A 13,524-nucleotide genomic window follows, 5' to 3' on the forward strand; every position below is an offset into this window, starting at 1 on the left:
GCCGGGCACCTGGGCTTCGCCGAGGCGGTCTTCAACATCAAACGGGACCTGCTGGACTTCCTGCTCACCGCCCGGGCGCAGGGCCGGCGGGTGGTCGGCTACGGCGCCCCGGGCAAGGGCAACACGCTGCTCAACCACTGCGCGATCCGGGCCGACCTGCTCGAGTACACCGTCGACCGCAGCCCGCAAAAGCAGGGCCGGTTCCTGCCCGGCACGCACATCCCGATCCACGCCCCGGAGCGGATCGCGCGGGACCGCCCCGACTACGTCCTGGTGCTGCCGTGGAACCTGCGCACCGAGATCTCCACCCAACTGGCCTACGTACGGCACTGGGGAGGCCGGCTGGTCTTCCCGATCCCCGCGCTGGAGGTGGTCTGATGAAGGTCGTCCTCTTCTGCGGCGGGCTGGGGATGCGGATGCGCGAGGACGCCGCCTCCGCACCGAAGCCGATGGCGATGATCGGCGACCGGCCGCTGCTCTGGCACGTGATGCGCTACTACGCCCACTTCGGGCACACCGACTTCATCCTCTGCCTCGGCTACGGTGCCGTCGCGGTCAAGGACTACTTCCTGCGCTACGACGAGACGCTCTCCAACGACTTCAGCCTGGCCATGGGTGGCCGCAACGTGCGGCTCTTCTCCGCGGACATCACCGACTGGAACATCACCTTCATCGACACCGGGCTCGGCACCAGCATCGGCGAGCGGCTGATGCGGGTCCGCGAGTACGTCCAGGACGAGACGATGTTCCTGGCCAACTACGCGGACACCCTCACCGACGCCCCGCTGCCGGAGATGATCGAGCGGTTCTCCGGCAGCGGCGCCGCCGCCAGCCTGCTCGCCGTACCGGTGCAGTCGACGCACCACGTCATCGACATCGCCCCCGGCGACCAGGTCACCCGGGTCCGACCGATCCGCGAGCTGATGCAGTGGGAGAACGGCGGCTACTTCATCCTCCGCCCGGAGATCTTCTCCGTGCTGCGCGAGGGGGAGGACCTGGTGCCGCACGGCTTCGACCGGCTGCTGCCGGAGCGCCGGCTGATCGCCCAGCGCTACACCGGTTTCTGGCGGGCCGCGGACACCTTCAAGGACCGCGCCGAGCTGGAGGAGCTCTACCAGTCGGCCCGCTGCCCGTGGATGCTCTGGGACGCCAACCGGAACCGGGAACCCTGCTCGGCCGCCCTGGAACCCGTGCTCGCCGCCGCACCGCGCCCGCAACGGGCGGCCGCGGGGTTGACCGGCTGATGATGCCGCTGCGACTGGGCGCGGCGCGGTCCGTGGTGCTGCTCGGGGCGCACCCGGACGACATCGAGATCGGGGCCGGCGGGCTGCTGCTCGCGCTCGGCGACAACCCGGGGCTGCGGGTCCACTACGTACTCCTGACCGGGTCGCCGGCCCGGCAGGCCGAGGCGCGGGCGGCGGCCGCCGCGTTCCTGCCCGGCGCGCGAGTCAGCTTCGCCCTGCACGACCTGCCGGACGGCCGGGTGCCGGCGCGGTGGGGGGAGGCCAAGGAGATCGTCGACGCCGCCGCGGCCACGCTCGGCGCCGACCTGGTCCTGGCGCCGGACCCGGACGACGCCCACCAGGACCACCGCACACTCGGCGCCCTGGCACCCACGTCGTTCCGGGACGCCACCCTGTTGTACTACGAGATTCCCAAGTGGGACGGGGACCTGGTCCGACGCAACGTCTACCTGCCGCTGGCCGCCGAGCGGGTGCACCGCAAGGTCGAGCTGCTGCACGCGGCCTACCCGTCGCAGAAGGCGCGGGACTGGTGGGACGACGAGGTGTTCCTCGGACTGGCCCGGCTGCGGGGAATGGAGTGCCGGTCCCGGTACGCCGAGGCGTTCCGGTGCGAGAAAGCGGTGATCGAGCCATGACCCGACCCCGTGCCGCCACCCTGCGGGTCTGCCTCTTCGGCGTACCCGGAGCCCACCTCAACCTGGGGGTCGGCGCGCTGCGCGCCGCCACCCTCGGCGGGCTGCTGGCCCGGGAACCCGCCGCCGAGGTGACCGTCTTCGACGACGGCTGGGGCCGACGCCCGGGGCATGCCTTCGTGGCCGGCGCTCCGGTGCCGATCACCCTGCACGGTGCCCGCCACTCGCGCCGCTACCACCGGCCCGAGTCCTACCTCAACATGCGGGTCAGTGCCGCGCTCGGCGGGCTGCGCAACGCCGGCCTGGCCCGGATCGACGCGGCCGACGCGGTGCTCGACGTCAGCGGCGGAGACAGCTTCAGCGACCTCTACGGCGAGCACCGGTTCCGGACGGTGGCCTGGCCGAAGCGGCTGGCCCTGCTGCGGGGCCGGCCGCTGGTGCTGCTGCCGCAGACGTACGGGCCGTTCCGTTCGACCCGGCTCCGGGCCGAAGCGGCGGCGCTGGTGCGGGGCGCCGCCATGGCCTGGGCGCGCGATCCGGAGAGCTTCGCCGCCCTCGGCGACCTGCTCGGCGCCGACCTCGATCCCGAGCGGCACCGGGAGGGCGTGGACGTGGCTTTCGCGCTGGAGCCGCGCCCGCCGGAGGAACCGGCGTACGAGCGGCTGGTCGGATGGTTCGAGGCGGCGCCCGGACCGGTGGCCGGGATCAACGTGAGCGGCCTGCTGACCCGCCCCGAGGGCCGGGCCCGGTTCGGGCTGGCCGGCGACGCCCACCAGGTGGCGCGGCGGCTGGCCGAACGGCTGCTCGACCGTGCACCGACCCGGGTGATCATCGTGCCGCACGTGCACACCCCGAACGGCGCCGACGACGACCGGGTCGCCAGCGAGCGGCTGTACGCGACCCTCGCCGCCCGGTACGGCGACCGGGTCGCGCTCTCCCCGGCCGGGCTGGATCCGCACCAGACGAAGTGGGTGATCGCCCGCACCGACTGGTTCTGCGGGATGCGGATGCACGCCACCATCGCCGCGCTCTCCTCGGCGGTACCGGCGGCGGTCGTGGCGTACAGCGACAAGGCGCGCGGCGTCTTCGCCAGCGTCGGGCAGCGCCGGCACGTCGCCGACGCCCGCCGGTTGGGTGAGGAGGAGCTGCTGGAGCTGCTCTTCCAGTCCTGGACCGACCGTGCCTGCGCCGCGGCCGAACTCGGGCTGCGGACCCCGGTGGCGGTCCGCCGCGCCGCCGCCCAGATGGACGAGTTCGTCGCCGTGGCCCGGGCCGAGCGGCACCGGCGCGGCGTGGCCCGGGTCGGCTGATGCGCCGGCCGCGCACCGTGCACGACGTCGCCGCCGCCCAGCTCTGCACCGGCTGCGGCGTCTGCGCCCACCTCGCCCCGGACGAGGTCCGGATGGTCGACGTGCTCGACCACGGCCGCCGGCCGCTGCCGATCACCCCGGTCGGGGCCGGCGTGCTGCAGGGTGGTGGCGCCGCCGCCGCGCTGGAGTGCTGCCCGGGGGTGCGGCTGGGGCACGACACGGCACGCCCGGAGCCCGGCGAGATCGCCGAACTCCGCCCGGCCTGGGGACCGGTCCGGGCCCTCTGGGAGGGGTACGCGGCCGATCCGCAGATCCGGCACGCCGCCTCCAGCGGGGGCGTGGCGACCGCGTTGGCCGGCTACTGCCTGACCGGTGAGCGGATGGCCGGGGTGCTGCACATCGGCGCCCGCACCGACGTGCCGTACCTGAACGGGACCCGGCTCTCCCGCACCCCGGCCGAACTGCTCGACAACGCCGGGTCCCGGTACGCGCCGGCCAGCCCCTGCGACCGGCTGGACCTCGTCGAGGCGGCCGACGGGCCGTGCGTGTTCATCGGCAAGCCCTGCGACGTGGCGGCGGCGCGGATGGCCCGCCGGGTCCGGCCGGAGCTGGACGCGCGGCTCGGGCTGACCATCGCCGTCTTCTGCGCCGGCACCCCGACCACCCGGGGCACCCTGGAGATGCTCGCCCGGCTCGGGGTCGACGATCCGGCCCGGCTCGCCTCCGTGCACTACCGGGGGGCGGGCTGGCCCGGGGAGGCCCGGGCCCGGCTGACCGACGACCCGCCCGGGCGGCAGCGACGGCTCAGCTACGCCGAGTCGTGGGGCGACATCCTCCAGAAGCACCGGCAGTGGCGCTGCCACCTCTGCCCCGACCACACCGGAGAGTTCGCCGACGTGGCGGTCGGCGACCCGTGGTACCGGCCGACCGGTGACGATCCGGGACAGTCGCTGGTGCTGGCCCGCACCGAGCGGGGCGTACGGCTGGTCGAGGCGGCCATCGCGGCGGGGGTGCTCGTGCTGACCCCGGTGGCCCCGGGGATCCTGCCCGCCTCCCAGCCGAACCTGCTGCGGGCCCGGGGTGCGGTCTGGGGACGGCTCGGCACGCTGCGCGCGGCCGGGCTGATGACGCCCCGGCTGACCCACCTGCCGATGGCCGGCGTCTGGTGGCGGCACCTCTCCGCCGCCGAGAAGCTCCGCTCGACCCTCGGTACGCTGCGCCGGATCGGGCGCCGGCGGCTACGGCAGCCGGCCGCGCTGGTGCCGTACGAGCCGTCGGTCCCCCCGGGGGCGGCGGTGACCGCCGAGCCCCCGGCCACGGGGCGTGGAGCCGGTCAGATGACCACGGGCAGCCCGTTGTCGAAGTAGACGTTGGTGGCCCGCTCCCAGATCACGCCCGCCCGGTTGTACCCGGAGACCACGCCGTACCGGTAGTCCCGGCCGTACTTGTTGTTCCGGAACAGGATGTTGGCGCCGAGCAGCCGGGGGCTGATCCCGATGGAGTAGTTGCCGCCGTTGCAGTAGTTGTCCTCGACGGTCATGTTGGTCAGCGTCGGGCTGGTCTCCGAGCCGATCGTGACGCACGAGTTGAACGGATCCCTGGTGGCCGGGTTGTAGGAGAGCAACGTGTTGTGCCGGACCAGGATGTTGGTGCCGCCGGTGCTCTGCAGGATGTCGTTGTGCGAGCCCGCGACCCGGGTCAGGCTGTGCAGGTAGGAGTCGAGGATCCGGGTGTTGTTGGTCAGCCGGGGCCCGTCGATCATGTTGTAGACGTTCCCCCGTTGCAGGGTGTAGTCGCTGCAGCAGATCGAGGCCGAGTTGGTGGCCGTACCGTTGATCTCGACGTCCTGGATCAGCAGGTTGAGCGTGCCGGCGAGGGTGCGGATCGCGTAGGTGGGACTGGTGCAGGTGATCCTGGAGCGGAGGATCTGCACGTTGGCCGCCGCCACGGTGATGCAGCCGACGATGTTCAGCCCGGTCACCACCTGGCCGGCGGTGCGCAGGCTCAGCGAGCCCGAGTTGCGCAGCGCGGTCCCGACCGGGACGCCGGTGTTCGCCGCGCTGGGCCAGTAGGTGATCGGGGTCGGGGCCACGGCCGGCGCGTAGGGCCCGTCGGCGGAGGGCGCCGGTCCGGCGGCCGGCGGCGCCGGGCTTCCGGCCGCCGGATTCCGGTACGGCTCACCGTCCCGGTACGACTCCAGGATGGTCGCCGGTGCGCCGGCCACCTGCCGGAACGCCTCGGCGCAGCCGTCGACCCGGACCCGCAGCGCGGAGTAGTTGCCCGCCGCGACGCCGTCGGTCCTCCGCGAGGTGCAGTGGATGTCCGTGTCCTCGATCAGCGTGCCGACCACGCCGGAGCGGACCGAGATCGCGGCGGCGCCGCCGGTGCGTACCGTCACGCCCCGGAGGATGACGTTGTCGGCGGCGATCTCGATCGGCCGTTCGAACTTCCGGTCCGCCACCACCGTGTCCGGCCGGTCGAGCAGCAGCGGGGTGGGTCGCCGGTCGGTTTCGGTGAGCCGCAGCGCGAGGTACCCGCTGGCGGCGATGAGGACGGCGACGAGGACGAAGATCCCGAGGAGCAGGATCCGGCGTGGACGGCCGGGCAGCCGGATGAAGGTGGCCGGGTCGACCCCCGGTCTGGCGTTGGTTTCGGGCACGGCTACCCCCCACGGGCGTCTCGCATGAAGCCGCGGGCGCGATCGTCACTGCACAAGCCCCGCCCGACAGCCGAATCGGCCATGCCCGCGCCGCCCGCTCCGGTCGGCACGCTCCGTAAGGCCCGGAGACCGTCCCGAACGCCTGGAGCCCTGGCGATCCGGATCTTCTCCATCTGTTGGCCGCAGCTGAATACTACAAGCTGGAGCGAAGCGGTTACTATTCTCGATTCAGACGGATTGTGGACAGAACCGGTTGCGGCCCGTCCGCTCCGGACCCTGGAGCCGCTGGTCAGCGGGTTTCCACCCGCAGCGGGCCCGCTGCCGGGAAGCATCACCCCGCGCAGCACCCAGCTACACCGCCGGGATGGCCACCAGGGCGCCGATGACGCCGAAGAGCGCTACTCCGAGTAGCGCCGCGGGCCGCGGGACCCGGGGCGGTACGCGCGAGCGGGTACGCCGCAACGACGTACCCGCTCGTGATGCCGCTGGTGGTCCGACCCGGCTACTCCGAGTCGACCGTGACCCGCTTGGACTTCGCGCCCTGGTCCTCGACGGTCGGCTTGCCGTTCCGCTTGCCCGCGTCCCCGGTGCTGGTGATCTTGGTGGGCATCGGCTCCCGGCCGCCCTCGCCGGGCACCGCGGCCACGGTGGGCTCACCGTCCACGCCGCCGTCGACGCCACCGAGCACCGGCTCGGTCACCCGGGCCGGCTCCGGCCTGGCCGGACGCCCCTGCGGGGAACGGTGGCCGTCCGGCGAGGGCTCGCCCGCCGCCTCCGCCAGCTGCTGGATGTCGGCCTCGGTCTGGGCCAGCTGCTCCCCGGCCTGCTGGGCCGACTGCTCGGTACCGGTCAGCCGCTCCTGCTCGTCGGCGAGTTGCCGCTGGGCCGCGGCCAGCTGCCGCTGGATCCGGTCGGACTCCTGCCGCGACGCCACCGTCTCCTGCCGGATGTCCGCGAGCGCCTGCTGCGCCTGGGCCAGCTCCTGCATGACCTCGGCCAGCTGCTGCCGCCCGGCCACCGCCTCCTGCTGGGTGGTGGCCAGGTGCTGCTGGGTGGTGGCCAGGTGCTGCTGCGCGGTGGCCATGTACTCCTCGAACTGGCGGCGGGACGCGGCGAGCTGGTCCTCGGCCTGGCGCCGCAGCTCGGCGACCTCCTCGTCGACCTGGCGCCGGAGGTTCGTGGCGTACTCCTCGGCCTGCCGCCGGATCCCCTCCACCCCCTCCTCGATTTCCGCCTGCCGTGCCTCGTACGCCTGTTCCAGCTCGGTGCGGCGCTGGTCGAACTCGCGGTCCGCCGCGGCCCGGTAGGAGGCGAGTTCCTCCTCCAGCGCGGCCCGGCCGGCGACGAGTTCCTGCTCGGCGGTGGCCCGCTGGGCGGCGATCTCCTGCTCGGCGGCGGCGGTGCGGCGGTTGACCTCCTGCTCCACCCCGGCCCGCCAGGCGCCCAGCTCCTGCTGGCTCTCCGCCCGGATCCGCGACGCGTATTCCTCGGCCTCCGCCCGGGACTGCCGGACGAGCTCGGCGGTCTCCTCGGTGATCCGCTTCGCCTCCTGCTGGGCCTTGGCGTGTGCCGCCTGGCCTGCCTCGCGGAGCTGGGTGGCCTCGTGCTTCGCCTTCGCGTACGCCCCCTGGCCGGCCTCGCGGAACTGCGCGCCCTCCTGCTTGGCCAGCTCGATGAGCCGGTCGGCCTCCTGCCGGGCGGCGTCGAGGAGCCGCTGCGACTCCTGCTGGGCCTGGGCGTGGGCGGCCTGGCCGGCCTCGCGCAGCCGGGTCGCCTCCTGCTGGGCGGCGTCGCGCACCCGGTTGGCCTCGTGCTGGGCCGCGTGGCGCAGCCGGGCCGACTCCTCCCGGGCCCGCTCGGTGACCTGCTGCGCCTCCCGGGCGGTCCGCTCGGTCAACTCCCGGGTCTCCTGGGCGGTCCGCTCGGAGAGCCGGTGGGCCTCCTGCTCGGCGGTGTCGCGGAGCTGCTTCGCCTCCTGGAGGGCCTTGGCGTGTGCCGCCTGGCTCGCCTCACGCAGCCGGTTCGCCTCCTCGGCGACCCGGTTGCGCAGCTCGGAACTCTCCCGCTCGGCCTTGGCGAACGCGGTCTGGCTGGCCTCGCGCAGCCGGGTGGCCTCCTCGGCGGCGGCGGCCACCGCGGCGTCCGCCTCGGCCCGCCGGGCCGTGTTGATCTTTTCTTCCTCGGCCCGCCGGGCGCTGAGCGCGAGCTCGAAGTCACGCAACGCGGTGGCCGCCTGCTCGCGGGCGTCCGCGAGGACGTGGTCCGCCTCGGCCCGGCGCGCCTCGATCTCGGCGGCGGCGCCCGCGTGGATGGACTCGGCCTGCTCCTCGGCGAGCGTCAGGATCTGTTCGACGACCGGTCCCAGATGGCGGAACGAGGCCCGGTCCAGCACCCCGACCTGGCGCCGTACGGCGGTCAGGTCGCGCTGTAGCACCTCGACCTGGCCGGCCAGCTTGTGGATCTGCCCGTACGCCTGTTCCCGCTCGGCGGCCAGGCTGGCGATCTCGTTCTCGGCGCGTGCGACGTAGCGGTCGACCTGCCGTTTGTCGTAGCCCCGCAGGGCCGACTCGAAACTCGGTTCCGTGGTCACGTCCCCGCTGAGGGCGAACAGTTCCTCGCCGTGCGACATGCTCCCATCCTCACACGCGTTGCCTAGTTGTGCGGCGATACCGACGGCGCTGATGGGGCCACGCTCACTGGTGTCGACATGCCAGAAATTACCGGATTCCTCTCCGGCACAGCGTAAGGGGCCGTGCCGGAAGATCCGGCACGGCCCCCCACCGTGTTGCTGCTGCCCCTCGGGTCCGACCCGTGACCGTCGCGCGGTCAGTTCGCCGCGTCGGCGGTCACCCGGTCGGTGGAGTCGTCCTTGTCGGAACCCTTGGTCTCGGTCTTCGCCGCCGAGCCGACACCCGGCACGATGCCGGCCAGCCCGGAGAGCATCTGGCCGAGCTGCGAGGTGACCGCGTCCTTCTGCCGGGTGAGGTCCTCGACCTCGCGCCGGGCGGCCTGGGTGGTCAGGTCGGCCTCGGTGCGCGCCTCGGTGAGCAGGCGGTGCGCCTCGGCGCGGGCCTCGTTCAGGGTCTTGTCGGCCAGGGCCTTGGCCTTGTCGATCGTGTCGGCGGCGGTCCGCTCCGACTCGATCCGCCGGGCCTCGGCGCGCTGCTCGATCTCCTTGGCGCGGTCCTGCGCGGCGCGGGCCCGCTGCTCGGCCTCGGCCACCAGCTTCTGGGTCTGTGCCACCTGGGCGGCGTGCCGCTCGGACTCCTCGCGCTCGGCCTTCTCCCGGCGCTCGGCGAGCTGCAGCTCCAGGGCCTGGAGGTCCTTGTCGCGCTTGTCCCGGGCGTCGGTGAGCAGCTTGGTCGCCTCGGCGCGCTTCTCCTCGGCCTCGCGGGCCGCCTTCGCCCGCTGCTGGGTGATCTCCCGCTCGGCGGTGGCGCGGAGGGTCGCGACCTCCCGCTCGACGGTGGACTTCAGCTCGGCGACCTCGTGCGCGGTCACCGTACGGAGCTGCTTGGTTTCGCGCTCGGCGTCGGCGCGCAGCGTGTCGGCCTCGCGGCGGGCCTGCACCCGGACCTCGGCGGCCTCCCGCTCGGCGGCGGTGCGGACGGTGCCCGCCTCCCGCTCGGCGGAGGCCTTCATCGCGGCCGCCTCGGCACGCGCCTTGTCGGTGATCTCCCGCGCCTCCAGCCGGGCGGCCGAGAGAATGCCCTCGGACTCGCGCTTGGCCTCGCCGCGGTGGTCGTTGGCCTGCTCCTCGGCGAGGCGGAGGATCTGCTCGACCCGCGTGCCCAGACCGGAGAGGGTCGGCCGGTTGTTCTCCTCGAGCTGCTTGTTGGTGTCGGTGAGCTTCTGCTCGACCGCGGCCAACCGCTGCTCGGCCTGGCGGAGCCGACGCTGGGCGTCGTTCATCCGCTGCTCGGCCTCGGCGCGCGCCTGCTCGGACTGGTTCAGTGCCGCGTTCAGCCGGCCGAGGTGACCATTGACCTGCTCGCGGTCGTAGCCGCGCAGGGCCACCGTGAAATCTGGCTGTGAGTTCGCGTTATCGAAGAACGCAAGAGGGGAGGACTGCTGCTGGGGCATTGGGACATACTTGCAGACTCCCCGGGGTGCTTCGCAAGAGCCGGGCCGTTGTATCGCGTGCCGTTCACAAGGTCAACTCGACCCGCCGGGCCGGCCCGGGTTTTCCGCGACCACCGTCCACTCAGGCCCGGCGCCGGGGCCGCGCGTCTGGCCTTCCGCGCCGAAACCGCACGTGAACTAACCTCACCGGGTGACCTTCGACGCCCTCGTCGGTGTCTTCCTCTGCGGCTGCGGGGAATGCGCGCCGGATCGGGACCACTGGGAACGGATGCTCGGTGAGGTCGACACCGTGCTCCGGGACGCGGGCCTGCCCGCCCACCACGAGCCGCGCTCGGTCGCCGGGATCGATCCACCGCTGGGGCCGGAGGACGACCCGTGCCTGCTCGGCGTGGGCCTGGGTTTCTACAGCGACCGCAAGTACCAACGGCTGGCGCAGTTCGCCCAGTACGTCGCGGTGCACCGGGCCGCGCCGCCGGACGACGAGTTCCGCCCCGAGGTCGAGGAGGCGTACGACGCCCTGCCCGACCGGCGGGTCGCGTTCGACCACCTCATCGCCGCCGTCGGGATGGAGACCCTCGTCCTGCCCGGCCGGTTCGACCGGGTCCTGGCCGCGTACGGCCGGTCGGACATGTTCTGCCGGATCGCCTCCGCCGGCCGGCTGCTGACCGAGGCGGTGGCGCTGGAGTACGTGCTGCGCGGCACGGACTCGCCGGTGCTCGACCGGTTGCGCGGGCGGCGTCTCGACGACCTGTCGTTCGCGGAGCTGGACGCCCGGATCGCCGCCGACGACGACACGGCGGAGCAGTGGTGCAACGAACTGAACCTCTGCGCCCGCCTGGTCCGGCTCGCCTCCAACGTGCTGCGCAGCGGAGCCCTCGCCGTCACCGGTTGACGGGCCCGCCCCCCGCCGGGCCCGTTCACCGGCGCCGGTGCCGTGCCGGGTGTCAGTGGCCGTGCCGGGGGTCAGTGGCCGGCCAGTCGGGCGACGATCGGGGCCGCGGCGTCCAGGTTGCCGCCCAAATGCAGGTAGGTGACGCCGTAGCGGGCGCGGAGTTCGAGGAGCCGCTCCACGCACCCGTCGACGCTGCCGTGCAGCACCGCGGGGGAGGACGCCAGCGTCGCCGGGTCCACGAGCCGGGCGTGGCTGGAGGTGGAGCGGTGCTCGACCCCGCGGTGCGTCACCCGTACGTCGAACATGCGCGACTGGAACTCCAGGGCGTCGGCGTCGCGGCCGGCGGCCCGCGCGGCGGTCCGGGCCCAGCCCACCTTGCGGGCCAGCCGCTCGGGGCCCAGTTCGGCGACCGCGGCCAGCGGGTCCACGTCCGCGGCCAGCCGGGGGTTGACCCCGACGATGTCGGCCCGGCGGCCGGCCAGTTCCAGGATCCGGCGACTGCCGCCGCCGACCAGCAGGGGCGGCCGGCGGGCCGGCCGGGGCACGCCGTCCAGTCCGCTGATCTGGTAGTGGCGGCCGGCGAAGGTCACCGGCTTCTCCCCGAAGAGGCCGAGCAGGATCTCGACCGACTCGGCCAGCCGGTCGACGCGTACCCCGGGCGGGTCGAACGGCAGCCCCACGGCGTCGTGGTCGTCCCGCAGCCAGCCGGCGCCCAGCCCGATCTCCACCCGGCCGGCCGAGAAGACGGCGAGGTTCGCCAGCGCCCGGTGCAGCAGCGCGGGGTGCCGGAAGTCGTTGCAGAGGACCAGGCCCAGCACCCGCAGCCGGGTGGTGGCCTCGGCCGCGACGGTCATCGCCACCAGCGGGTCCATCGCCCAGCCGCCGATGAGGTGGTCGGAGACGGAGACCGAACTGAACCCGAGGTCCTCGATCCGGCGGATCTCGTCCCGCCAGCGCGGGACGGGCCGGTCCAGCGGCGGCATGGACGCGGTGAACCGGAACGGACGCGCCGTGACCGCCTCGCCGGACACCGGTCCGGACGCCTCGCCGGGCACCGGTCCGGACGCCCCGCCGGACGCGCCGGGCACCGGTCCGGGAGCGGCGGAAACCGGGTACGGGGGCGGCATCGCCCGACTCTATGCGCCGCCGGGGCGCCCACCGCCCCGCTAAGCGGCACCGTCGGCGGCGAAGTCGGATTATCGACACGGCGCGTACCCGACCGCACGGCTCCTTCCGGGGCCGCCCCGCGGCGGCTTACCGTGGCCGCGGCGCAGACCTACCGGGAGCAACCGCAGGAGGCCGCGATGACGGTGGTGTACTTCGACTCGCCGATGTCCGACGACGAGCGCCGGGAGCGGCTCTTCGCCGGGGACATCTTCGTCTACTCGCCGACGCCGCACTCGATGGCCCTGGTCGCGTTCGCCCGGGAGATGGCCGAGACGGCGTTCGCGCCGCACTTCCCGCCGGACGCCCAGCACCACCTCGCCGGCCCGGACTACGTGCGGGTGCTCGCCGACCTCAAACCCACCTTCATCAACCACGCGCGCAGCGCCGAGCTCGTCCGGGGCCTGCTGGCCGACCTCGGCGCCGAGCCGGGACAGACCTACTTCGACGTACCCCGGCTGCGCACGATGACCAGCGACTATCTCAACGCCGGGCTGACCCTGCAGTTCGAGTCGCACCGGGACACCTGGTTCTCCGCGCCGATGTCGCAGGTCAACTTCTGGATGCCGGTGTACGAGGTGGAGGAGGCCAACGTGATGGCCTTCCACCCCAGGTACTTCTCGACCGGGGTCCGCAACTCCTCCCGGGAGTACAACTACGCGCAGTGGGTGGCGCACGGGCGTACCGCCGCCGCCCAGCAGGTGGAGATCGAGACGCGGCGGCAGCCCGGGGCCGAGGAGCAGATTGAGCGGGAGCCGGACCTGCGGGTGATCACCCCGCCCGGCGGCATCCTGATCTTCTCCGGCGCGCAGCTGCACACCACCGTGCCGAACACCTCGGGCCGGACCCGCTTCTCCATCGACTTCCGGGCCGTCAACCGGCGGGACGTCCAGGCCCGGGCCGGCGCCCGCAACGTCGACTCCGAGTGCACCGGCACGACCCTCGGCGACTTCCTGCGCGCGAGCGACCTCACCCCGCTGCCGGCCGAGCTGATCCGCTCCTACGACACCGTCCCGGCCGCCTGAGCGCCGGCGGGCTGCTGCACGAGTTCGACGAGGACCCCGCCGGCGTCCCGTGGATGCACGAAGTTGATCCGGGATCCGGCCGTACCGCGCTTCGGCGTCTCGTAGAGCACCCGTACGCCCCGGTCGCGCAGCGCCGCACAGGCGGCGTCGATGTCCGCCACCCGGTACGCCACCTGCTGGATGCCCGGCCCGTTGCGGTCCAGGAACCGGCCGATCGCCGAGTCGGGGGAGAGCGGGGCGAGCAACTGCACGCAGCCGCCCTCCGTCGACGGGCCGACGGTCAGCATCGCCTCCCGTACGCCCTGCTCGGCGTTGGTCTCCTCGTGCACGCAGCGCATTCCGAAGACGCGCTGGTAGAACCCGATCGCCGCGTCGAGGTCGGGCACCGCGACACCCACGTGATCGATGCCGAGCAGGCCGATGCCTGTGACAAAGTCGGCAGCGGGGCTGCCCGGGACGTCCTCACCCATCACGCTAGTCTGGCCTAACCATCGTTAAGACTCCTCGCCAGGTCC

The 13,524-nt window shown here is 73.5% G+C and carries 12 protein-coding genes; 7 read left to right on the top strand and 5 right to left on the bottom strand.

What is annotated here, in order from left to right; translation table 11 throughout:
* From ACQEUR_RS18940 to ACQEUR_RS18960, 5 genes are all read left to right on the top strand, one after another.
* Positions 1–378: methyltransferase C-terminal domain-containing protein (locus ACQEUR_RS18940; protein ID WP_433032752.1), on the top strand; the 378-nt coding region annotated here is incomplete at its 5' end.
* Positions 378–1,244, top strand: a complete 867-nt coding sequence (locus tag ACQEUR_RS18945) for a glucose-1-phosphate cytidylyltransferase (protein ID WP_433032755.1) — start codon at positions 378–380, stop codon at positions 1,242–1,244. The genes ACQEUR_RS18940 and ACQEUR_RS18945, both read left to right, overlap by 1 nt.
* Positions 1,244–1,879: a PIG-L deacetylase family protein gene (locus ACQEUR_RS18950; protein ID WP_433032758.1), complete on the top strand. Its 636-nt coding sequence runs from the start codon at positions 1,244–1,246 to the stop codon at positions 1,877–1,879. Before ACQEUR_RS18945 ends, ACQEUR_RS18950 begins: the two co-directional genes overlap by 1 nt.
* The gene (locus ACQEUR_RS18955; RefSeq protein WP_433032761.1) at positions 1,876–3,186 is read left to right on the top strand and encodes a polysaccharide pyruvyl transferase family protein; all 1,311 of its coding nucleotides are present in this window, start codon (positions 1,876–1,878) and stop codon (positions 3,184–3,186) included. The genes ACQEUR_RS18950 and ACQEUR_RS18955 overlap by 4 nt, the downstream gene beginning before the upstream one ends.
* On the top strand, positions 3,186–4,553 hold the full coding sequence (locus ACQEUR_RS18960) for a Coenzyme F420 hydrogenase/dehydrogenase, beta subunit C-terminal domain (protein ID WP_433032764.1): 1,368 nt from the start codon (positions 3,186–3,188) through the stop codon (positions 4,551–4,553). Before ACQEUR_RS18955 ends, ACQEUR_RS18960 begins: the two co-directional genes overlap by 1 nt.
* Here the strand turns inward: ACQEUR_RS18960 and ACQEUR_RS18965 are convergent.
* From ACQEUR_RS18965 to ACQEUR_RS18975, 3 genes are all read right to left on the bottom strand, one after another.
* Complete coding sequence (locus ACQEUR_RS18965) at positions 4,520–5,845, bottom strand: hypothetical protein (RefSeq protein WP_433032767.1); 1,326 nt, start codon at positions 5,843–5,845, stop codon at positions 4,520–4,522. The genes ACQEUR_RS18960 and ACQEUR_RS18965 overlap by 34 nt on opposite strands.
* Positions 5,846–6,347: 502 nt before the next feature.
* Positions 6,348–8,474 (bottom strand): hypothetical protein, encoded by a 2,127-nt coding sequence (locus ACQEUR_RS18970; protein WP_433032769.1) that lies wholly within the window; start codon positions 8,472–8,474, stop codon positions 6,348–6,350.
* Between the two features lie 197 nt (positions 8,475–8,671).
* Positions 8,672–9,928 carry a cell division protein DivIVA gene (locus ACQEUR_RS18975; protein WP_433032772.1) on the bottom strand — a complete coding sequence of 419 codons (1,257 nt, stop codon included), beginning with the start codon at positions 9,926–9,928 and terminating at the stop codon, positions 8,672–8,674.
* A gap of 190 nt (positions 9,929–10,118) precedes the next feature.
* Between ACQEUR_RS18975 and ACQEUR_RS18980 the strand changes: the two genes are divergently transcribed.
* The gene (locus ACQEUR_RS18980) at positions 10,119–10,820 is read left to right on the top strand and encodes a hypothetical protein (RefSeq protein WP_433032775.1); all 702 of its coding nucleotides are present in this window, start codon (positions 10,119–10,121) and stop codon (positions 10,818–10,820) included.
* A gap of 71 nt (positions 10,821–10,891) precedes the next feature.
* Here the strand turns inward: ACQEUR_RS18980 and ACQEUR_RS18985 are convergent, their stop codons facing one another.
* Complete coding sequence (locus ACQEUR_RS18985; protein WP_433032778.1) at positions 10,892–11,947, bottom strand: TIGR03621 family F420-dependent LLM class oxidoreductase; 1,056 nt, start codon at positions 11,945–11,947, stop codon at positions 10,892–10,894.
* A 177-nt stretch (positions 11,948–12,124) separates the two neighbouring features.
* Here ACQEUR_RS18985 and ACQEUR_RS18990 point away from each other — a divergent pair, with 177 nt between their 5' ends.
* Positions 12,125–13,009: a hypothetical protein gene (locus tag ACQEUR_RS18990; RefSeq protein WP_433032780.1), complete on the top strand. Its 885-nt coding sequence runs from the start codon at positions 12,125–12,127 to the stop codon at positions 13,007–13,009.
* Here the strand turns inward: ACQEUR_RS18990 and mce are convergent.
* On the bottom strand, positions 12,985–13,479 hold the full coding sequence (gene mce, locus ACQEUR_RS18995) for a methylmalonyl-CoA epimerase (protein WP_433032783.1): 495 nt from the start codon (positions 13,477–13,479) through the stop codon (positions 12,985–12,987). The genes ACQEUR_RS18990 and mce overlap by 25 nt on opposite strands.
* Positions 13,480–13,524: the final 45 nt, after the last annotated feature.

Source organism: Plantactinospora sp. CA-290183 (assembly GCF_050936375.1).
In the GTDB taxonomy this organism is placed as follows: Bacteria; Actinomycetota; Actinomycetes; order Mycobacteriales; family Micromonosporaceae; genus Plantactinospora.